The organism is Microbacterium salsuginis (assembly GCF_012524205.1).
Taxonomy (GTDB): Bacteria; Actinomycetota; Actinomycetes; order Actinomycetales; family Microbacteriaceae; genus Microbacterium; species Microbacterium salsuginis.
In genome coordinates this window covers 188,213-208,205 of record NZ_JABACI010000001.1, presented here as the reverse complement: position 1 = coordinate 208,205, position 19,993 = coordinate 188,213, and the positions used below count along the sequence as shown (strand labels likewise).

The following is a 19,993-nucleotide window of genomic DNA, read 5'->3' as shown; positions in this document are numbered from 1 at the left end:
TCTGGCACCGTGGAACGACGACCACGACTCCAGTGAGGGAAGATGACCGATCCGACCATCGAATCCGGCTACGTCGCGCTCGGCGATCTGCGCGTCTACTACGAGCTCCACGGTGAACGGACCGCGGGCTCGACGCCCCTCGCGCTGCTGCACGGGGGATTGTTCGACATCGACCAGCAGTTCGGTCCGCTCCTGCCGCGACTGGCGCAGGGCCGCCTCGTGCTCGCCCTCGACTTCCAGGGCCACGGACGCACGAACGACATCGACCGGCCCTTCGGCTCGACGGCATTCGCCGCAGATGTGATCGGTGTCCTGGATCATGTCGGCATCGACCGCGCGGACGTGTTCGGGTTCAGCGTGGGCGGCGCCGTCGGGATCGAGCTCGCCGTACGGCAGCCCGAACGCGTCCGCAAGCTGATCGCGTCGTCCGTGTCGTTCCGCGCGGACGGGATGCGGGGGAGCGAGAACGCCGAAGCCGTCGGCGCGATGACCGTGGACATGATCGCCGGCACCCCGATGGAGCAGGCGTACCTGGCGAAGTCGCCGCATCCGGATCATGAGCATCTGCAGGGGCTGCTCGACAAGCTCGGCGCCTCCTACGACGGCGGCTTCCCGGACTGGCCGGATGACGACATCCGTGGCATCGCCGCTCCGACGCTGATCACCGTGGGCGATGCCGACATGGTCAGCCTCGATCACGCGGTGGAGTTCCTGCGACTGCGGGGCGGCGACGTCAACGGCGACTTCGAGGGCGTGCCGGCGTCGCAGCTCGCGGTGTTCCCCGGGACGAGCCACTTCTTCGGGCTCGCTCGCACCGACCTCGTCCTGGACGTCGTCGTGCCGTTCCTGGATGGCGAGGGCGGCGCCGGCTGGGCGGACGTGTGAAGCCGGGCGTCACCGCTTGGTCGAGACAGTCACCGTGAACTTCGCGTTGCGCGCGACCTGACGCGTCGGCCCCACCAGCCGTTCCAGGGCGGGACGGTACCGCAGTCCTGAGTTCCAGACGGTCCACAGCTCGCCACCCGACCGCAGCACGCGCGCGGCATCGGCGAACATGCGCGGTGCGATGCCCTCGTGCACGGCGGAGCCCGAGTGGAACGGCGGATTGAGCGCGATGAACGAGGCGCTGGATCCCGGGCGATCCGAGAGCATGTCGTCGCGAGCGACGGTGACGCGGTCGCCCACGCCGTTGGCCGAAGCCGTGGCGCGGGCCGAGGCGACGGCGGCCGCCGACTCATCGCACGCGTAGACGCGCATTCCCGGATGCTGTCGGGCGAGGCTCGCGGCGACGACGCCGGTGCCGCAGGCGAAGTCGATCGCCTCGTCGACCGCCGACAGATCCGAAGGGAGGTGCTCGAGAAGGAAGCGGGTGCCGATGTCGATCGACGTGCCCGCGAACGCCCCGCCGAAGGCGCAGACGACGAGGTCGCCGTGGGTCTCGCGCCGAGGCTCGGGATCGCGACCGTCGTGGGGTTCCCGCGCCACCAGCACCCGCGACTTCTGCCGCGCGTGCGTGACGTCGAGACGGCCGAAGCGCTCGCGCAGCACGTCGTTCATCGCGAGCGACATGTGCTTCACGCGGCCGCCGGCGTAGAGCACGACCTCCGGCGCGGCATGCGCAGCGACGAGGCCGGCGATGTCGCGAAGCGCGTCGAGCGACCGGGGCAGCCGCAGCAGCACGACCTGCGCGCCCTGCACGAGTGCGGCATCCAGCGGCAGGGACGTGAACTCTCGGCTGAGGCCGAAGCGCTCGGCGTTGGCGCTGAGGGCGCGCTCGCCCGTCAGCGGATCCTGATGGGTGCGGATGCCGTGGGCACCGGACTCCGCCGCGCCGAGGGTGAGCGCGCCGTAGCCGTCGCCGATCACGACGAGGCAACCGTCGTCCACCGCTGCCCGGGCGGACGCCGACTCGTCCAGGAGCAGGCGATCGGCGGCATCGGCGGCCACCAGATCAGGGGCCTCGATGTCGGGCCAGCGCCGCAGCGCGTCGAGCGAGAAGGTCACCGCTCAACGGTAACCGTCGGCCGTGGCGGACCGCGGGACGAACGTAGGCTGGGGGGACCCGACCCGAGGAGACCTGTGTTCCGCGCGCCCCTGAACCTGTTCCGCACACTCGCGATCGCGGAGGCGATCTCATGGACGCTGCTGATCCTCGGGCTCATCCTCCGTGCGAGTGCGGACCTTTCGATCGCGGTCACGATCGGTGGCGGCATCCACGGTTTCGTCTTCCTCGCGTACGGTGCGACCGCGGTGCTGGTCGCGAAGAATCAGCGCTGGGGCGCCGGTCCGGCCGTGATCGCCATCGCCAGCGCGGTGGTGCCCTACGCCACGATCCCGACCGAGCTGTGGCTGCACCGCACCGGCAGGCTCGAGGGCCCGTGGCGCCTCGAGCCCACCGGCGATCCCCGCGACGCCGCGTGGCACGACCGGCTCGTGCGGTGGTTCCTGCGCCGCCCGTGGACGCTCGCGATCCTGCTCGCGGCCGCCGTCATCGCGGTGTTCGTGATCCTCCTGATCGTGGGCCCTGCGGGCGGCCGGGACTGAGGCGACCGCCCGGGACTGAGGCGATAGCTCAGTCGCGCGGCGGCAGCTGCTGCAGCGTCCAGGTGTTGCCGTCGGGGTCGTCGAACGTGACGAAGCGGCCCCATGCCTGCTCGTCCACCCCCTGAGCCTCCACGCCGAGTCCGCGCAGGTGCGCGAGCGCCTCATCGGCGTCGGGTACGACGACCTGGATCGTGTTCTGCTGTCCCGGAGCGAGGGTGCTGCCGAGGTTGGTGCCGAACGCGATGGAGCAGGCCGAACCGGGCGGAGTCATCTGCACGAAGCGCAGGCCCTCGTACGGCGTCTGATCGTGATCGGCGTGGAATCCGATGCGCTCGTAGAACTCCTTCGAACGATCGACGTCGCTCACCGGCACGAAGATGAGCTCGATCTTCCAATCCATGGCACTGCCTCCTGTTCGCGGGGTCTCGGCGACCCTCGCGGCTCACGCTACGCCGCACCCCGGACGTCCGCTGTCCGCGAACGAGCGAGGGAATAGCGGGGACCTCTCGCCGTTGAACTTGATACGGCTGTGCTCAAGTTCATAAACTTGACACTCCTCCACTCAAGTTCAGGAGAATCGAATGCCCGAAGACTTCACCCCTTCGAACGGTGCCGACGACAGCTCGCGCGCCTTCGACGAGTTCCTCGCGCGCTACCTCGCGGGCGAACAGGCCCGCGCCGAGCGGTCGATCGATCTGAGTCGGTTCCTCGGTGCGCGCACGCAGGACCTGCTTCAGCGCGCGGGTCGCTTCGCGCTCGAGCGCGGTCAGCGTGAGCTCGACGCTCTGCACGTGCTGCGCGTGCTGGCATCCGAACCGCCCGCCTCCGACGCGATCGAGCGCATCGGGGCCGACGCGCGCGCCATCGTCCGTGCGGCGGAGGAGCGGCTGCCGTCCGCCTCCGCTGCGGCGGACGTCGATGGTGCGGTCGTCACCCCCTCCGTGCAGCGCGCGCTGTTCCACGCCTTCCAGGTCGCCCGCTCGTCGGGATCGACCTACGTCGACCCGGAGCACCTGTTCTTCGCCCTCGTGCTCGCCCAGGACACCCCCGCCGGTCAGGTGCTGGCACGCGCCGGCGTGACGGCCGAGGCGCTCACCCAGAGCGTGCGCGAGACGGTGGCCCCGAGCGGGGACGCGTCGACGGATGCGGGACCGGATGCTGCGGCATCGGGAACGCCCATGCTCGACACGTACGGCACCGACCTGACCGCACGGGCGGCCGCGGGCGACCTCGACCCGGTCATCGGCCGCGCCGACGAGATCGAGCAGACGATCGAGATCCTCAGCCGTCGCACCAAGAACAACCCGGTGCTGGTCGGAGAGGCCGGCGTCGGCAAGACCGCCATCGTGGAGGGCCTGGCACAGGCGATCGTCGACGGCATCGTTCCCGAGCAGCTGCTCGGGAAGCGCGTCGTCGCGCTGGATCTGGCCGCGATGCTCGCGGGCACCCGCTACCGCGGTGACTTCGAGGAGCGCCTGACCAAGACGATGGACGAGATCTCGGAGCACAAGGGCGAGCTCATTGTCTTCATCGACGAGGTGCACACCGTCGTCGGCGCCGGCGGCGCGGGCGACGGCGGCATGGACGCGGGCAACATCCTCAAGCCCCGCCTCGCGCGCGGCGACCTGCACCTGGTCGGTGCGACGACGCTCAAGGAGTACCGCACCGTCGAGAAGGATCCGGCGCTCGAGCGCCGCTTCCAGCCGGTCAAGGTCAGCGAGCCGTCCGTCGAGGATGCCGTCCGCATCCTGCACGGACTGAAGCCCGCCTACGAGGAGCACCACGGCATCGTCTACACCGACGAGGCGCTGCGCGCTGCGGTCGAGCTGAGCGACCGGTACCTCACTGAGCGCGTCCTGCCCGACAAGGCGATCGATCTCATCGACCAGGCGGGTGCGCGGCTGCGCCTGCGGCTCGGCGCCCAGGTCGACGTGACGGCGCTCGTGGAGCGACTGGCGACGCTGGAGGCGGACAAGAACGCCGCCGTGTCGGCCGAGCACTATGAGGAGGCCTCCCGCATCCGCGACGAGATCGCCGACGTGCAGGATCGCCTGGACGAGGCGACGAGCGCCGGCGCCGCCGTGCGCCCTGACGCGATCGTCGACGAGCCCGAGATCGCCGCGGTGATCAGCCGGGCCACCGGCATCCCCGTCAATCGCCTCACCGAGACCGAGCGCGAGCGGCTCGCGCAGCTGGAGGAAGAGCTGCACGCCCGCGTCATCGGCCAGGAGGACGCGGTGGCGGCGGTGGCCAAGGCGGTCCGCCGCAATCGCACCGGCATGGGCGACGCACATCGTCCGGTCGGTTCGTTCCTCTTCCTCGGTCCGACCGGTGTCGGCAAGACCGAGCTGGCGAAGGCCCTCGCGGCGTCGCTGTTCGACGACGAGGGCGCGGTGATCCGCTTCGACATGAGCGAGTTCGGCGAGCGGCACACCGTGTCGCGTCTGGTCGGTGCCCCTCCCGGATATGTCGGCTACGACGAGGCGGGACAGCTGACCGAGCGCGTGCGGCGCAACCCGTACTCCATCGTGCTGTTCGATGAGATCGAGAAGGCGCACCCCGACGTGTTCAACCTGCTGCTGCAGGTGCTCGACGACGGCCGCCTCACCGACGGGCAGGGACGCACTGTGGACTTCCGCAACACCGTGGTCGTGATGACCTCGAACCTCGGTTCGGAGTTCCTCGCCTCGCGCGGCGGGGCCATCGGCTTCATCGCAGATGGCGGCGGCTCGACCGGCTTCGGCTCGGAGAAGGACCTGCGCGACCGCGTGTTCGGCAAGCTCCGCGAGGCGATGCGGCCCGAATTCCTCAACCGCATCGACGAGATCGTGCTGTTCCGCAAGCTCGAGAAGGCGCAGCTGCGCGACATCGTGCGACTGCTGCTGGGCGCGAGCGAGGGGCGTCTCGCCCGCCGCGAGGTCTCGCTCGAGGTGACCGACGCCGCCGTGGACTGGCTGGCCGAGCACGGCTACGAGCCCGAGTATGGAGCGCGTCCGCTGCGCCGGCTGATCCAGCGTGAGGTCGACGATCGCATCGCCGAGCTGTTCGTGTCGGGCGAGCTGGCCGACGGTGGATCCGTGAGCGTGGATGCCGCGGGCGACGAGCTCGTGGTGCGCGCCGCGGCCTACGCTGCGGCGGCGTAACAGCGCCGATGCCGAGAGGCGCCGTGCCTTCGGGTGCGGCGCCTCTCGGCGTTCGGGCGTCTGCGTGCACGCGGCTCACGCCGCCAGCATCCGCTTCAGCGTCCGCGCGTTGAAGACCGCGTGAGCCTCGCCGTCGTTGTTGAAGTAGGCGTACACGTCATGGCCGGAGCGCTCCCACTCCCGGATGCGCTCGGCCCACCATGCCATGTCGTCGTCGGAGTACGAGCCGCCGTACAGCCGCTCACTGTCGGGGCCGTGCAGACGCACGTAGACCAGGCGGCTCGTCGCGCGGAGGATGCAGGGGAGCTTGGCCCCGCTCATCACGCAGTACGCGGCGCCGTGGCGCTCCAGCAGCTGGAACACCTCCTCCTCGTTCCAGGACGGATGCCGGAACTCCACGACCGGCCGAGTCCAGTCCGGCAGCGACGTCAGGAAGTGATCCAGCCTCGCGTCGTCGCGCTCCATCGTGGGCGGCAGCTGCACGATGAGCGGCCCGCGGCGCCCTCGCAGGGCATGCAGCCCCGAGGTCACGCGATCGATCCACACCTCCGGCTCACGAAGGCGCCGGGCATGGGTCAGTCCCCGCGGCGCCTTCACCGTCATCTCGAACCCCTCGGGAAGCCGGTCCCGCCACGCGGCGAAGCGCGCCTCGCCGGGCCAGCGGTAGAAGCTGCCGTTCAGTTCGACGGTGTCGAATTCGGCCACGTACTGCGCGAGCCAGCCGCTCTGCGGTCCGTGGTAGACCCTGCCGCGCCAATGCGGGTAGACCCATCCCGACGTTCCGACCCGTGCCATGGCCCCAGCGTGCAACGGGCAGGGTCGCCGGCGAAACGGGGTTGCCGCCTCGGTGCGCGGCCGCTATGCGGCTGATCCTCGCGATTCGCACTTTGCCTGACACCTTCGTTCATAGTGAAACACTGTGAAACGGAATTTCCGGATGGCGCTCGCGATTTGATCTCCTGTGATGGTGAGTTCTACAGCTCTGCTCGAGCACGAAGACTGGATCGCGGCCCGGCGCCGCAAGGTGACGGCGCCCGACGGCGCGCTCTCGCTGGTGCTGACGCACTGGTCGCCGGCCGGCCAGCCGCCGGTCGATGAGAGTGAAGCGCGCGCGGGGCATCCCGACGACGCGCTCTTCACCCGCCTGCAGCGGGCCGATCTCGACAGCACGGGCCTGACGCAGGAGGGCTACCGCATCTGGCGGCAGGACTCGCCCGCGCAGCAGGCGTTCGAGGAGATCGAGTACTACGACTACGACCCGGCGTGGATCCTTCCCGGCCGCTTCGAGCTGGTCGACGAAGAGCGCGTCGTGCCGTTCGAGCACATCAAGGATGCCGGCGCCACCCGCGCGCTGCCGGTCTCGGGTGACCTGGTGTTCGAGGTCGACGGCACCGAGTACCGCCTGAACGCGTTCGACACGGTCTACGGCGGCCACGCCAAGCTGCAGCTCGTGTTCGGCGACCGCACGAACGGAGCCGAGAGCTACGGGGCGGGGAGGTTCCTCTTCCTGGACCACCCGACCTCGGACCGCGCGCTCACCCCGGGCGACAGCATCCCGATCACCATCGACTTCAATCGCGCCACCGTTCCGCCCTGCGGGTTCTCGAACCAGATGAACTGCCCGCTTCCGCCGCTGCAGAACCGGCTGCCGTTCCCCATCCGGGCCGGCGAGAAGCGCGTGCGCTTCGCCGACGGCTTCACCCTCTAGCCCGCCGCGCCGCGGGCGCGAACACCCGACCAGCACCTGCCTCACCCGAACAGCAAAGGAACCGACGTGTCCTCACGTATCCGACGCCTGGGAGCCGCGGCCGCGGCTCTCACCGCCGCCGCTCTCGTCCTGGCGGGCTGCGCCTCCGGCGCGCCGTCCTCGAGCGGCGCCGCCGGCGAGCCCGACCCGAACGCCGAGATCGTCGTCGGCTCGCAGAACGAGCCCACGAACCTCGACCAGATCTTCGGCGGCAGCTCGGGCGTGACCGAGGTCTTCACCGGGAACGTCTACGAGGGTCTGTTCCGGATCACCGACGACGCCACGGTCGAGCCGCTCCTGGCGGCCGAGACCGAGGTGTCGGAGGACGGCCTGGTCTACACGTTCACCCTTCAGGAGGACGCGACCTTCCACTCCGGCGACCCGGTCGATGCCGAAGCGGTCAAGTACAGCCTCGAGCGCTTCGTGAGCGAGGAGTCGATCGCGGCACGCAAGCGGCAGCTGAGTGTGATCGACCACGTCGACGTCGTGGACGACAAGACCGTCGCCGTCACGCTGACGCAGCCGTCGATCAGCTTCACGTACAACCTCGGCTACGTGTGGATCGTGAATCCGGCAGCGGGCGACCTGACCGCGGCCGAGGACGGCAGCGGCCCGTATCAGCTGGCCGACTACCGCAAGGGCGACTCGATCACCCTCGAGCTGAGCGATGGCTACTGGGGTGACGCGCCCGCGAACGGCGGCGTGGTCTACCAGTACTACGCAGACCCGACCGCGCTGAACAACGCGCTGCTGACGGGCGCCGTCGACCTGGTGACGAGCCAGTCCAACCCCGACAGCCTCGCCGAGTTCGAGGCCGCCGGCTTCGAGATCATCGAGGGCACGTCGACCACGAAGGAGCTCCTCGCGTTCAATGACCGCGTGGCGCCGTTCGACAGCGTCGAGGTTCGAAAGGCGGTCTACTCGGCGATCGACCGCGAGAAGCTGCTCGACGCGATCTGGGACGGCCGCGGCCAGCTCATCGGCTCGATGGTGCCGCCGTCGGAGCCGTGGTTCATCGACCTCGCCGACAACAACCCGTACGACGTCGAACTCGCCGAGGACCTGCTGGCCGAGGCCGGCTATGCCGACGGCTTCACCTTCTCGCTGGACACGCCCGACTCGGGCGTGCACTCGACCGTCGCCGAGTTCGTCAAGTCCGAGCTGGCGAAGGTCGGCATCACCGTCGAGATCAACGTGATCACCGATGACGAGTGGTACCAGAAGGTCTACACCGACAAGGACTTCCAGGCCACGCTGCAGGGCCACGTGAACGACCGCGACATCAACTTCTACGGCAACCCCGACTTCTACTGGGGCTACGACAACGCCGACGTGCAGACGTGGCTCGCCGACTCCGAGAAGGCGGCGTCCACCGACGAGCAGACCGAGCTGGTGAAGAAGGCCAACCAGCAGATCTCGGACGACGCGGCGAGCGTGTGGCTGTACCTCAACCCGCAGCTGCGGATCGCCGCCGAAGGCATCAGCGGTGTCCCGCAGAACGGGCTCAACTCGCTGTTCTACGTGTACGGCATCGAGAAGGCGGCATCATAGGCCGCTACCTCCTCCGACGGACAGGATTGCTGCTGCTGGCCTTCGTGCTGGCGGCGACAATCCTGTTCGTCGTGCTGCGCGTGCTCGGGAACCCGGTCTTCGCGCTGATCTCGGTGGGGGCGACGGATGCTGACATCGCAGCCGCCGCGGCTCGCCTGGGTGTGGACCGCCCGATCTGGGCGCAGTACGTCGACTATCTGCGCCAGCTGGTCACGCTCGACCTGGGCCAATCGTTCACGAACCGCCTCTCGGTGGGCGACGAGATCGTCCGGCGCCTGAACGTCACGCTGCCGCTGACGCTGCTGTCGTTCCTGCTCGCCGTGCTCATCGCGGTGCCCGTCGGCTTCTTCGCCGCCTGGAAGTCGCGCACCTGGTACGGCGCGACGTTCTCGGCGCTGTCGCAGCTCGGGGGAGCGGTGCCGGTGTTCTGGGTGGGCATCCTGCTCGTCGCGGTGCTCTCGCTCGGCTGGCGCGTGTTCCCCGCCGGTGGATTCCCACGCACCGACTGGGAGGACCCGGGCGCCGCGCTCTACGCCCTCGTCCTGCCGGTCACGACCATCGCGCTCGTGGCCGGAAGCGACCTGGCCCGCTATGTCCGCAGCGCCACTCTCGACATCCTCGGTCAGCAGTACATGCGAGCCGCTCGCGCGACGGGGCAGAGCTTCGGTACGGCGCTGTGGCGGCACGGCGTGCGCAACGCCGTCGTGCCGGTCATCTCGATCCTTGCGATCATGCTCTCGACGACGTTCGTCGGCGCGGTGGTGATCGAGCGCGTCTTCGCGCTGCCGGGCCTGGGCGACATGCTGCTGGTCGGCATCAAGGAGCAGGACTTCCCGAGCGTGCAGGGCGTGCTGCTCTTCTCGACCGCTCTCGTATTGCTGCTGGGCTTCGCCGCCGATGTGATCCAGCGACTCATCGACCCGCGCCTGCGCGGCTCGCTCTCGGGCAACCGGCGCACGGCACCGGCGCAGACCGACGTGGTCACGGCGGAGGCGGCCGCATGACCGTGACGATCCCCACCATCCCCGCCGACGCGACCGCGCCGGCAGCATCCGTCCGGCGTCCTCGCGCGCGGCGCTCGATCAACCTCGCCGTGGGCGGCGTGCTCTTCGGCGTCATCGCGATCGTCGCGCTGGTGTCGCTGGTGTGGACGCCGTTCGGCTTGGAGGACACCACGGGTGAGCGCCTCATGCCTCCGTCCGCGGAGCATTGGGCGGGCACCGACCGCCTGGGCCGCGACCTCTTCTCACAGCTCATGGTCGGCGCGAGGCTCGCGCTGATCGTCGGGTTCGGCTCCGTGCTGATCGCGGCGATCCTGGGCGTGACGCTCGGACTGATCGCCGCCGTCGCCAGCAGGTGGCTCGACGACGCGATCTCGAGCCTGCTCGACATCGCGATCGCGTTCCCGACGCTGCTGCTGGCGATGCTCATCGTCGCGTGGCGCGGCGCGTCGATGGAGTCGGCGATCCTGGCCATCGGGCTCGCCGGTGCGGCCGTGATCGCCCGGCTCACCCGCATCACCACGACGCGCGTCCTCGCGCAGGACTTCATCACGGCCTCGCGCACCTCCGGGACGGGGATGATGCGGCTGATCGGGATCCACGTGCTGCCCAATGTGTGGCCGACCCTCATCGTGCCGTTCGCGCTGCAATTCGGCGGCGCCGTGGTGGCCGAAGCATCCCTGTCGTATCTGGGTCTCGGGTCGCCGCCCCCCAATGCGTCGTGGGGACGGATGCTGCAGGAGGCCCAGAGCACGGTGCTCGTCTCGCCGACCGCGGCCATCCTTCCCGGGATCCTGCTGGTGGCCACGATCATCGGCATGAACCTGCTCGCCGACGGACTTCGCGACGTCGCCGATCCGGCTTCGAGGAGCATCCGATGAGCGCGCTGCTGACCCTCGACGGCCTGGGCGTGCGGTTCGAGGGAGCCGAGCCCCGCACGCTCGTGCACGACGTCTCGTTCGACCTCGGCGAGGGGGAGCGCCTGGGCATCATCGGCGAGTCGGGGTCGGGCAAGTCCCTGACGGCGCTGGCGATCCTGGGCCTGCTCGCGCACCCCTTGCGCGCCCGCGGTCGCGCCGTGCTGTCGGCATCCGGGGGCGATGTCGACGTGGTGACGGCTTCGCAGCGCAGGCTGGATCGCGTGCGCGGTTCCGCCGTCGGCGCCGTGTTCCAGGAGCCGCTGGCCTCGCTCGATCCGCTGATGCGCATCGGCAAGCAGCTGGCCTGGCCCTTCGCCCACCATCGGGGACTGCGCGGCGACGCCTTGCGACGCGCGGTGCTCGACGCGCTCGCCGACGTGCAGCTTCCGCATCCGGAGCGCATCGCGCGTGCGTACATCCACGAGATCTCGGGTGGTCAGCGCCAGCGCGTGGCGATCGCCCTCGCGCTCGCGGCGGGTCCGCGACTGCTCATCGCCGACGAGCCGACCACGGCACTGGATGTGACGGTCCAAGCCGGAGTGCTCGCACTGCTGCAGCGGGAGGTCGAAGAGCGGGGGATGTCGCTCATCTTCATCAGTCACGACCTGCCGGTGGTGGCCGGCATCACCGACCGCGTGCTCGTGATGCGCGACGGTCGACAGGTCGAGCTCGCCGGCACCACGACGCTGCTGACCGCACCGGCCGCGGACTACACGCGCACGCTGGTGTCGGCTTCGCGCGAACTCGAGGCGTTCCTGCCCGACAGGGGAGAGGGGGCGCGACGATGACGGATGCCGAGGGCACGACCACGTCGCGAGAGTCGGCGCCGCTGCTGGCCGCCGACCGGGTGAGCTTCCGCTATCACCACGACGCCCCCGTCCTGCATGAGATCGACCTGGCCGTGACGGCGGGTGAGAGCGTGGGGCTCGTCGGCGAATCGGGTGCCGGCAAGACGACGCTCCTGCGCGTCCTCCTCGGACTGGCGACGCCCACCGGCGGGCGTGTGCTGTTCGACGGCGCGCCCCTGGATCGCCGCGACCGGGCCGCGATGCGGCTCTTCCGCCGCGCGGTGCAGCCGGTGTACCAGGATCCGTTCTCGTCACTCGATCCCCGCGTGCGGGTGGGGGACTCGATCGCCGAGCCCATTCGCTCTCTGGGACTGAGGCTGGACCGCGCCGCCCGCGCGGACCGTGTCGGCGAGCTGCTGCGCGCGGTCGATCTGCCCGCGGACGCGGCATCCCGCTATCCCGACGCATTCTCAGGCGGCCAGCGCCAGCGCGTCGCGATCGCGCGCGCTCTCGCACCCGGCCCGCGGCTGCTGCTGGCCGACGAACCGGTCAGCGCGTTGGACACCTCGGTGCGGATGACGGTGATCGAGCTCTTCCAGCGCCTTGCGCGGGAACGCGGCATCGCGATGGTGCTCGTGTCGCACGACCTCACCATCGTCTCGGCGCTGTGCGCGCGGGTAGCCGTACTGCAGAGCGGGCGCGTGGTCGAAGAGGGTCCTACCCGTCGCGTGCTCTCTCAGCCGCGGCATCCGTATACGGCACAGCTTCTGAAGGCGGTGCCGAGGCTGCCGGTCGCCTGAACCGCGGGCTCGCGTGTGTCGTCCCCCGCTGACAGAGTGGTCGCATGACCCGCATCGGCGCGATCTTCAACCCGTACACGCATTCACCCGACGAGTTCCGCGATGCCGTCCTGGCCGCAGAGGAAGCCGGCGTGCCGGAGCTGTGGATCTGGGAGGACTGCTTCCGGCAGTCGGCCTTCGCGACCGTCGGCGCGGCGCTCGCATGGACCGAGCGACTCAAGATCGGCATCGGCATCGCGCCGATGCCGCTGCGCAATGTGGCGGCGACCGCCATGGAGATCGCGACGATCGAACGGCTCTTCCCGGGGCGACTGCTCCCCGGCGTGGGGCACGGCGTGCTGCCGTGGATGGGCCAGGTCGGTGCTCGCGTCGCCTCGCCGCTGACGCTGATGCGTGAGTACGTGCCCGCACTGCGTGCGCTGCTGGCCGGCGAACAGGTCGATGTCGCCGGGCGCTACGTGACGCTCGACGCCGTCCGGCTGGACTACCCGCCTCAGGCGGCCCCGCGCGTGTACGCCGCCGCCGAAGGTCCCAAGACCCTGCAGTTGAGCGGAGAGGTCGCCGACGGCACCGTACTCGACAGCGGTCACACACCGGGTGAGGTCGCGGCCGCGGTCGCGGCGATCCGCGAGGCGCGGGCAGCGGTGGGCCAGGAGGGCGCCGCGGATATCGTCGCCTATGTGGTGGCCGCGTTCGGACCGGATGCCGAAGCTCGTGCCCGCGCGGACGTCGGCGACAAGCCGGACCCGCTCGAACGCGCGGTGTGGGGTGATCCGGCGCAGGTCGCCGAGGGCACACGCGCGTTCTTCGAGGCGGGGGTCGACGAGGTCATCCTGCTGCCGTCGTCACGCGTCGACCTGGCGGAGTTCTACGCGGCCGCTGGTGAGGTCGGTCGTCTGGTCGACGCGACGGCCGCCCGGTGACCGGCCTCCTGTCGATCGGCATCGCGGCGGCGGCAGGACCCGAGCTGGCGGCTCGGATCGCGCCGTTGCTGGAACGCGCAGAACTCCACGCCCTGTGGGTCAACGACACGCCCGGCCACGACTCGCTCGCGGTGCTCGCCGCCGCCGCACGGGTCACCGAGCGGCTGGTGCTGGCGACGGGCGTGATCCCCGTCGATCGGCGTCCGCCCGCCGAGGTGCTCGCCCGTGTGGATGAGCTCGGGCTGCCCGTCGACCGGCTCGTGCTCGGCATCGGCTCCGGCGCCGGCGCAGCCGGCTCTCTCGCTCGCGTCTCCGCGGCTCTGACGACGATGCGCGCGACGGTGCGGTCCGAACGACCCGGAGTCGTGGTGGGTGCGCTCGGCCCGCGCATGCGACGACTCGGGGCCGAGGCATCCGACGGGCTTCTGCTGAGCTGGCTGACGCCCGACCGGGCACGCGCGCAGACCGACGACGCGCACCGACTGGAGCCCGCCGCACACGTGGCGCTGTACGTGCGGGCCGCGAGCGATCCTGCCGCTCGGGCGCGACTGGCGGCCGAAGCGGAGCGCTATGCGGGCTACCCGTCGTACGCCGCCAACTTCACGCGACTGGGCATCGCGGCGCGCGACACCGTGATCGGTCCGGATCGCGTCGGCGACGGCATCCGTCACTATCGTGACTCTGCCGACGAGGTCGTGCTGCGCGCGATCGTCGCGGACGAGACGCCCGAGGACTACGAGCGGTTCGTCGAGGCCGTGGTGGCGGAGTCGTCCGCCACCACGGGCTGACGGTGCTCAGCGACCGGCGCGGGGAAGCTCCACGTCGACCCACACCAGGCGGTGGTCGCTGCTGGGGAACGGGAACGTCCCGGTGAGGGCTGAGAGCGGGTCGGACGAGACGGGCCAGAACACGCCGGCATCGACGACCTGCAGCTTGCGCGAGGGCAGCACGTAGTCCGCGCGCAGGTTGCCCGGCGCGGTGTCGGCGAAGTCGGCGGTGTCGAAGGCGGGGTCGCCGCGGTGGGTGGCGTTCGCGCCGCCCTGAAGGGCGGCGGCTTCGACGGCGCCGTCCGAGGTCGGCCGCGGGTCGACGATGCGCTTGTTGCCGAGCAGCTGATCGATCGCGGCATCCACCGAGTCGCCGTCGAGCGGGTCGGCGTTCTGGTCGCCCGCGATCACGAAGGCCTGCGACGGGTTGAGTCCGCCGCGCACCCCGGCGTCGTCGTAGATATAGCGGCCCTGGCCCGGAGTGACGTAGTCGGCCCAGAAACGGATCTCGTCGTGATTGCGACGGCCGTTCCGGTCCTCGGCGCCGTCGAACGTCGGCGGAGTCGGGTGCGAGGCCAGCAGGTGCACGGTCTGGCGACCGACCTGCACCGGGATGTCCCAGTGGGACTTGCTCGAGAGGCGCATCACGGCGAGCTCGTCGGGCGAGTACCAATCGGCCGGCGCTGCCGTCGCCGGGTCGTCGGGCAGCAGTGCGCCGGGCATGTCCTTCCACAGGAAGTGCTGGAAGGTGCGCACGTCATCAGTGACGATCGGATGCTTCGACAGCACGAGCATGCCGTACTGACCCTCGAACACGCCGAAGCCGAAGGCGTCGTCGCCGCCGCCCACGGTGCCGTCGTTGTTCAGGTCGAATCCGCTGGGGATGCCGGTGTTCGAGGGAGCGACGAACACATACGGGTAGTCGACTGCCGGTGCGCCGTTCTGGCCGACCTCGAGGTAGTTGTCGCGGAAGAGATCGGCCGCGAGTCCGCCCTCGACGTAGTCGAACTCGTTGAGCAGCACCACGTCCGGGTCGGCGCGCTGGATGATCTCGGCCACCGTGCGAGCCTGCGCGTTGGTGCCGGTCGAGAGGTCGGTGACGAGCTGTCCCGGCGCGTTGCGGTTGAGCGACAGGTTGAACGTCGCGACACGCAGGGGATCGGCCTGGGTCGCGCCGGGGGACTCGGCGTGCGGCTGAGCGGCCAGAGCCGGCGTCGCGGCGCCGGTGGCGGCCAGCGCGAGGGCGCCGGCCACGGCGAGCGTGCAGCGGAAGCGGGGGGACATCGGGTCTCCTTCGGGGACGGCGTCGTACAACGGGTGGGTCCACGCTAGGCCTGCCAGGTGACGGGCGGAAGAACACCGTCCGACCGGATGCCGCGGGTCGGAGTCGCCGGTACGGTCAGCGATTCAACACGTCGACTTCGGCAATGGTGTTCAAGCGCTCGAGCAGGAGGTCGCCGGCGGTGCCCATGGTGCCGATGGCCCAGGTCGTGATGAGTGCCGCGATGAGCGCGAAGGCCAGGATCGCGGGCAGCGCGTATCGGCGCCGAACAGTGAGCACGACCGCGACGACGGCGCTGACGATCGCGATGGTCTGCCCCGCCACGGTCGCGAAGGCCATCCGGAGGGCGCTCTCCACGGTGAGAGCGCCGTAGCTGTTCAAGGCGGCGCTCAGGGCGAAGGGGATCACGAGCACGCCGACGATCAGAACCGTCCCGCGGCTGATCCGCCGCCGTCTGGCAGTCGACGCCTGGTCCACGGAAGAGGGCGCGGTCATGGTGGTCACACTACTCACTGAACATTGTGGCGAGCCAGCATCGGCGGCGTGCGTGTGGGGGAACGGGTCAGTCGGCGGGGCGGCGGCGGAGCTGCTTGACGTCGGTGCGGTGCTTCTTCGCCGTCAGGCGTCGCTCCTTCGCGCCCCGGCTCGGGGTCGTGGGTCGCCGCGAGGGCGAGGGTGGGCGGATCGCCTCGGCCACGACGGCCGCCAGGCGAGCGCGGGCGGCATCCCGGTTCCGCAGCTGTGCGCGGTGCTCGGATGCCGCGATCGTGAGCACTCCGTCGACGAGGCGACCGGCAAGCCGCTCGAGGAGCCTCTCGCGCTGCACCGGTGAGAGCACGCTCGAGCGCGCGGCATCCCACACGAGCTCCGCTCGGGAGTCGGCGGTGTTCACGCCCTGGCCGCCCGGGCCGGACGATCGCGAGAACCGCCAGGACAGCTCGGACTCCGGGATCGTGAGCCCCGAGCTGACCCGGAGACCGGGGCGGTGGGGAGCTGGCATGACTCCATCATCCTCCGTGCGTCCGCGGCCGCTCTCGGGTTGGTGCCAGACTGAACCCGATGGATCCCCGTTTCGAAGCGCCCGCGGCGCGAGGCCGTGCCGTCATGGCGGGAGCGTCGGGGTTCGTCGGCTCGGCGCTCGTCCGTGCGCTCGCCGATGACGGCTATGACGTCCGCACGATCGGTCGCTCCGGCGCCGATGCCACGTGGGACGACCGCCGCGGCATCCGTTCCCTCGTCGACGGTGCGGAGATCCTGGTGAACCTCGCCGGCAAGTCCGTGAACTGCCGCTACACCGACGCGAATCGCGACGAGATCCTGCGCTCGCGCGTCGAGACGACACGCCTCCTGAGGAGGGCGGTGACGGATGCCGCAGCCCCGCCGCCGCTGTGGTTCAACGCGAGCACCGCCACGATCTACCGGTACGCGATGGATCGCCCTCAGACCGAGGCCGACGGCGAGCTGGGCAGCGGGTTCTCTGTCGACGTCGCCCGCACGTGGGAGGACGAGTTCTTCGCAGGCGATCTTCCCGCAACCCGTAGAGTCGCCCTCCTCCGCATGGCGATCGTGCTCGGCGACGGCCCCGCGACCGCAGCACTGGTGAGACTCGCACGCCTCGGACTGGGCGGGCCGCAGCACGACGGCTGGTGGTTCCCGCATCGCCGCTACCGCGGCATCGGACCGCACCCGACGGGCGACGGGCGTGCGCCTTCGCATCGGTCGCGCGGGCGGCAGCGCTTCAGCTGGATCCATATCGACGATGTCGTCGGGGCCGTGCGGTTCGTGCGCGATCGCCCCGGCATCTCGGGTCCGGTCAACCTCGCCGCCCCGGCGGCGAGCGACAACCGCACCCTCATGGCGACGCTGCGGCAGGCGGTCCGCGCGCCGATCGGGCTTCCGGCATGGCGGTTCATGCTGGAGCCGGCGATGTGGGCGCTGCGCACCGAGCCGGAGCTGGTGCTCAAGAGCCGGTGGGCCGCGCCGGGCGTGCTCACCGGCGCGGGCTACACCTTCGCCTTCCCCGAGCTCGAGGATGCGGTGCGCGACGTGGTCGCGCGACCGCGCGGGTGACGCTTCTCGCACAGCCAGCCCGCGCCCGTCCGTGTCCTCCCTCGACATCAGCGCTTCGGGTGGCACGACACGCGGCATCCGTCCGGGCGATTCGGCGTGTTGCGCCACCCGAACGGCCGGTCGGGCCCGGACACGTGTCCGCGCCGGGTGCGAGAATGCCGGAATGCTGCTGCATGAGCTCGTGACGGCCACGGATGCCGTGACCGCGACGTCGTCGAGGCTGGCCAAGGTCGCCGCGCTCGCGGCGGCGCTGCGCGATCTCGACCCTGACGAGATCCCGCCCGCGATCGGCCTGCTCACGGCTCGTCCCCGGCAGGGCCGGATCGGCGTCGGCTGGCGGAGCCTGAGCAACCTCGACATCGAGCATGCCGCGGAACCGTCGCTGTCCGTGCTCGACGTCGACGCGGCCCTCACGCGGCTCGCCGTCGCTGATGGTCCGGGATCCGTCGCTGTCCGCCGCGCCACGCTCGACGAGCTCGCCGGCCGGTCCACGCCGGGGGAGTGGGACTTCCTCGCGCGCGTGATCCTCGGCGAGCTGCGCACCGGCGCGCTCGAGGGCGTCCTGCTGGATGCGATCGCGAAGGCGTCCGAGCGGGATGCCGCGACGGTCCGCCGGGCCGCGATGCTGTCGGGAGATCTGGGCGAGACCGCGCGCATCGCGCTGACCGGCACACCCGACGACCTCAGCGCCGTCGGCCTCGAGGTCGGTCGCGGCGTCCTGCCGATGCTCGCCTCGACGGCGGCTTCGACGGCGGAGGCGCTGGCGACCCTCGGGGGCGCAGCATCCGTCGAATACAAGCTCGACGGCGCGCGCATCCAGGTGCATCGCGACGGCGACACCGTGCGGGTCTTCACTCGCAGCCTCGCCGACATCACGCATCGGGTGCCCGAGATCGTCGATGCCGCCCGGGCTCTGCCTGCACAGCGCGTGATCCTCGACGGCGAGACGCTGTCGCTCGACGAGGACGGCGGACCGAGGCCGTTCCAGGACACCATGGCCCGGTTCGGCTCGCTGATCGTCGACGGACGCAACGACGGCGCGGCGGCCGTCCTGCGGCCGTGGTTCTTCGACATCCTGCACCTGGACGGCCGGGACCTGATCGACGAACCGCTCGCGACCCGCCTCGAGGTGCTCGAGCGGATCGCGGGGCCCTCCCGCATGCCGGGCATCGTGACTGACGACCCCGAGCGCGCCGAGCAGTTCTCGCGTGAGGCGCTCGCCGCCGGCCACGAGGGCGTCATGGTCAAGGGCATCGACTCCGCCTACGCGGCGGGGCGGCGGGGCAAGAGCTGGATCAAGGTCAAGCCGGTGCTCACATTCGACCTCGTGGTGCTGGCCGTGGAGTGGGGCTCGGGACGACGTACCGGGCAGCTGTCCAACCTGCACCTGGGTGCACGCGATCCCGACGGGTCGTTCGGTGAGCCCGGGGGCTTCGTCATGGTGGGCAAGACGTTCAAAGGGCTGACGGACGAGACCCTGCGCTGGCAGACCGCCCACTTTCCGACGATCGAGACGCATCGCTCGGCGCACGCGGTGCACGTTCGACCTGAGACGGTGGTCGAGATCGCGATCGACGGCGTGCAGCGCTCGACGCGCTACCCGGGCGGCGTCGCACTGCGCTTCGCGCGTGTGAAGGGCTACCGGCCCGACAAGCGCCCGGACGAGGCCGACACGATCCAGTCGCTGCGCGCGTTGCTGGACCGGTCGCCGTCCACGCCCACGTCCACAGCCGGCGACGCGTAGGGCCCGACTCGATGACACGGATCGTCGTGCTCACCGGCGCCGGCATCTCGGCCGAGAGCGGCGTGCCCACCTTCCGCGGACCCGATGGGCTGTGGGAGGGGCACCGCGTCGAGGACGTCGCCACGCCGGAGGCGTTCGAGATCGACCCCGAGACCGTGCTCGCCTTCTACGACGCTCGGCGCCGGGCTCTGGCAGGCGTGCAGCCCAACCCGGCTCATCGCGCGCTCGCCCGGCTCGAGGGGGCGATCGGCGATGATCTGCTCGTGGTGACCCAGAACGTCGACGACCTGCACGAGCGCGCAGGCTCACGCAACCTGGTGCACATGCACGGCGAACTGCTCCGCGCGCTCTGTGCCGCCTGCGGTGCACGCCCGGTGTGGCAGTCGGACCTGAGCGGGCGTCCACCCTGCCCTGCCTGCGGAGAGCGGATGCTGCGCCCCGACGTGGTCTGGTTCGGCGAGATGCCGTATGACCTCGAGCGCATCGAGCAGGCGATCCTCGTGTGCGACATCTTCGTCTCGATCGGCACGTCGGGCGCGGTGTATCCCGCGGCCGGGTACGCCGCGCTGGCGGCGGCCTGCGGCGCGCGTACGGTCGAGCTGAGCCTCGACCCCAGCGAAGCCCTCGTGCCCTTCGACGAGGTGCGCGCCGGACCGGCGAGCCGCGTCGTGCCGGGCTGGGTGGACGAGCGTCTCGCCATCCACGGACCGTGA

The 19,993-nt window shown here is 70.7% G+C and carries 20 protein-coding genes; 14 read left to right on the top strand and 6 right to left on the bottom strand.

Features of this window, described 5'->3' with window-relative positions; translation table 11 throughout:
- The first annotated feature begins 42 nt into the window (after positions 1-42).
- Positions 43-885: an alpha/beta fold hydrolase gene (locus HF576_RS00940; RefSeq protein ID WP_168910920.1), complete on the top strand. Its 843-nt coding sequence runs from the start codon at positions 43-45 to the stop codon at positions 883-885.
- Between the two features lie 9 nt (positions 886-894).
- Here the strand turns inward: HF576_RS00940 and HF576_RS00935 are convergent, their stop codons facing one another.
- On the bottom strand, positions 895-2,004 hold the full coding sequence (locus HF576_RS00935; RefSeq protein ID WP_168910919.1) for a methyltransferase: 1,110 nt from the start codon (positions 2,002-2,004) through the stop codon (positions 895-897).
- A gap of 75 nt (positions 2,005-2,079) precedes the next feature.
- Here HF576_RS00935 and HF576_RS00930 point away from each other — a divergent pair, with 75 nt between their 5' ends.
- Positions 2,080-2,544: a DUF3817 domain-containing protein gene (locus HF576_RS00930; RefSeq protein WP_168910918.1), complete on the top strand. Its 465-nt coding sequence runs from the start codon at positions 2,080-2,082 to the stop codon at positions 2,542-2,544.
- Positions 2,545-2,572: 28 nt separating this feature from the next.
- Here HF576_RS00930 and HF576_RS00925 read toward each other — a convergent pair whose 3' ends face one another.
- Positions 2,573-2,944: a VOC family protein gene (locus tag HF576_RS00925; RefSeq protein ID WP_168910917.1), complete on the bottom strand. Its 372-nt coding sequence runs from the start codon at positions 2,942-2,944 to the stop codon at positions 2,573-2,575.
- A 181-nt stretch (positions 2,945-3,125) separates the two neighbouring features.
- Here HF576_RS00925 and HF576_RS00920 point away from each other — a divergent pair, with 181 nt between their 5' ends.
- Positions 3,126-5,687: an ATP-dependent Clp protease ATP-binding subunit gene (locus tag HF576_RS00920; RefSeq protein ID WP_168910916.1), complete on the top strand. Its 2,562-nt coding sequence runs from the start codon at positions 3,126-3,128 to the stop codon at positions 5,685-5,687.
- A 75-nt stretch (positions 5,688-5,762) separates the two neighbouring features.
- Here the strand turns inward: HF576_RS00920 and HF576_RS00915 are convergent, their stop codons facing one another.
- Positions 5,763-6,482 (bottom strand): DUF72 domain-containing protein, encoded by a 720-nt coding sequence (locus HF576_RS00915; RefSeq protein ID WP_168910915.1) that lies wholly within the window; start codon positions 6,480-6,482, stop codon positions 5,763-5,765.
- 172 nt (positions 6,483-6,654) lie between these two features.
- Between HF576_RS00915 and HF576_RS00910 the strand changes: the two genes are divergently transcribed.
- From HF576_RS00910 to HF576_RS00875, 8 genes are all read left to right on the top strand, one after another.
- Complete coding sequence (locus tag HF576_RS00910) at positions 6,655-7,395, top strand: DUF1684 domain-containing protein (protein ID WP_343234135.1); 741 nt, start codon at positions 6,655-6,657, stop codon at positions 7,393-7,395.
- 66 nt (positions 7,396-7,461) lie between these two features.
- Positions 7,462-8,985: an ABC transporter substrate-binding protein gene (locus HF576_RS00905; protein WP_168910913.1), complete on the top strand. Its 1,524-nt coding sequence runs from the start codon at positions 7,462-7,464 to the stop codon at positions 8,983-8,985.
- Positions 8,979-9,989: an ABC transporter permease gene (locus HF576_RS00900; protein WP_343234189.1), complete on the top strand. Its 1,011-nt coding sequence runs from the start codon at positions 8,979-8,981 to the stop codon at positions 9,987-9,989. The genes HF576_RS00905 and HF576_RS00900 overlap by 7 nt, the downstream gene beginning before the upstream one ends.
- Positions 9,986-10,867 carry an ABC transporter permease gene (locus tag HF576_RS00895; RefSeq protein ID WP_168910912.1) on the top strand — a complete coding sequence of 294 codons (882 nt, stop codon included), beginning with the start codon at positions 9,986-9,988 and terminating at the stop codon, positions 10,865-10,867. Before HF576_RS00900 ends, HF576_RS00895 begins: the two co-directional genes overlap by 4 nt.
- Positions 10,864-11,694 carry an ATP-binding cassette domain-containing protein gene (locus HF576_RS00890; protein ID WP_168910911.1) on the top strand — a complete coding sequence of 277 codons (831 nt, stop codon included), beginning with the start codon at positions 10,864-10,866 and terminating at the stop codon, positions 11,692-11,694. Before HF576_RS00895 ends, HF576_RS00890 begins: the two co-directional genes overlap by 4 nt.
- Positions 11,691-12,494, top strand: coding sequence for an ABC transporter ATP-binding protein (locus HF576_RS00885; protein ID WP_168910910.1), 804 nt, complete (start codon positions 11,691-11,693; stop codon positions 12,492-12,494). Before HF576_RS00890 ends, HF576_RS00885 begins: the two co-directional genes overlap by 4 nt.
- A gap of 44 nt (positions 12,495-12,538) precedes the next feature.
- Complete coding sequence (locus HF576_RS00880) at positions 12,539-13,417, top strand: LLM class flavin-dependent oxidoreductase (RefSeq protein WP_168910909.1); 879 nt, start codon at positions 12,539-12,541, stop codon at positions 13,415-13,417.
- Positions 13,414-14,205, top strand: coding sequence for an LLM class flavin-dependent oxidoreductase (locus HF576_RS00875; RefSeq protein WP_168910908.1), 792 nt, complete (start codon positions 13,414-13,416; stop codon positions 14,203-14,205). The genes HF576_RS00880 and HF576_RS00875 overlap by 4 nt, the downstream gene beginning before the upstream one ends.
- Positions 14,206-14,211: 6 nt before the next feature.
- Here the strand turns inward: HF576_RS00875 and HF576_RS00870 are convergent, their stop codons facing one another.
- The 3 genes from HF576_RS00870 to arfB all read right to left on the bottom strand — a co-directional run bounded on the left by HF576_RS00870 (position 14,212) and on the right by arfB (position 16,466).
- Positions 14,212-15,468: an endonuclease/exonuclease/phosphatase family protein gene (locus tag HF576_RS00870; protein ID WP_168910907.1), complete on the bottom strand. Its 1,257-nt coding sequence runs from the start codon at positions 15,466-15,468 to the stop codon at positions 14,212-14,214.
- Between the two features lie 115 nt (positions 15,469-15,583).
- Entirely contained in the window at positions 15,584-15,961 is a 378-nt protein-coding gene (locus HF576_RS00865; RefSeq protein WP_168910906.1) for a hypothetical protein, read from the bottom strand.
- A gap of 67 nt (positions 15,962-16,028) precedes the next feature.
- Positions 16,029-16,466, bottom strand: a complete 438-nt coding sequence (gene arfB, locus HF576_RS00860; protein ID WP_168910905.1) for an alternative ribosome rescue aminoacyl-tRNA hydrolase ArfB — start codon at positions 16,464-16,466, stop codon at positions 16,029-16,031.
- A gap of 59 nt (positions 16,467-16,525) precedes the next feature.
- On the opposite strand from arfB, the gene HF576_RS00855 reads away from it, so the two are divergent.
- The 3 genes from HF576_RS00855 (at position 16,526) to HF576_RS00845 (ending at position 19,993) form a co-directional block, all read left to right on the top strand.
- Positions 16,526-17,536, top strand: a complete 1,011-nt coding sequence (locus HF576_RS00855; RefSeq protein ID WP_168910904.1) for an epimerase — start codon at positions 16,526-16,528, stop codon at positions 17,534-17,536.
- A gap of 163 nt (positions 17,537-17,699) precedes the next feature.
- On the top strand, positions 17,700-19,280 hold the full coding sequence (locus tag HF576_RS00850) for an ATP-dependent DNA ligase (protein ID WP_168910903.1): 1,581 nt from the start codon (positions 17,700-17,702) through the stop codon (positions 19,278-19,280).
- Between the two features lie 11 nt (positions 19,281-19,291).
- Positions 19,292-19,993: an NAD-dependent deacylase gene (locus HF576_RS00845; protein ID WP_168910902.1), complete on the top strand. Its 702-nt coding sequence runs from the start codon at positions 19,292-19,294 to the stop codon at positions 19,991-19,993.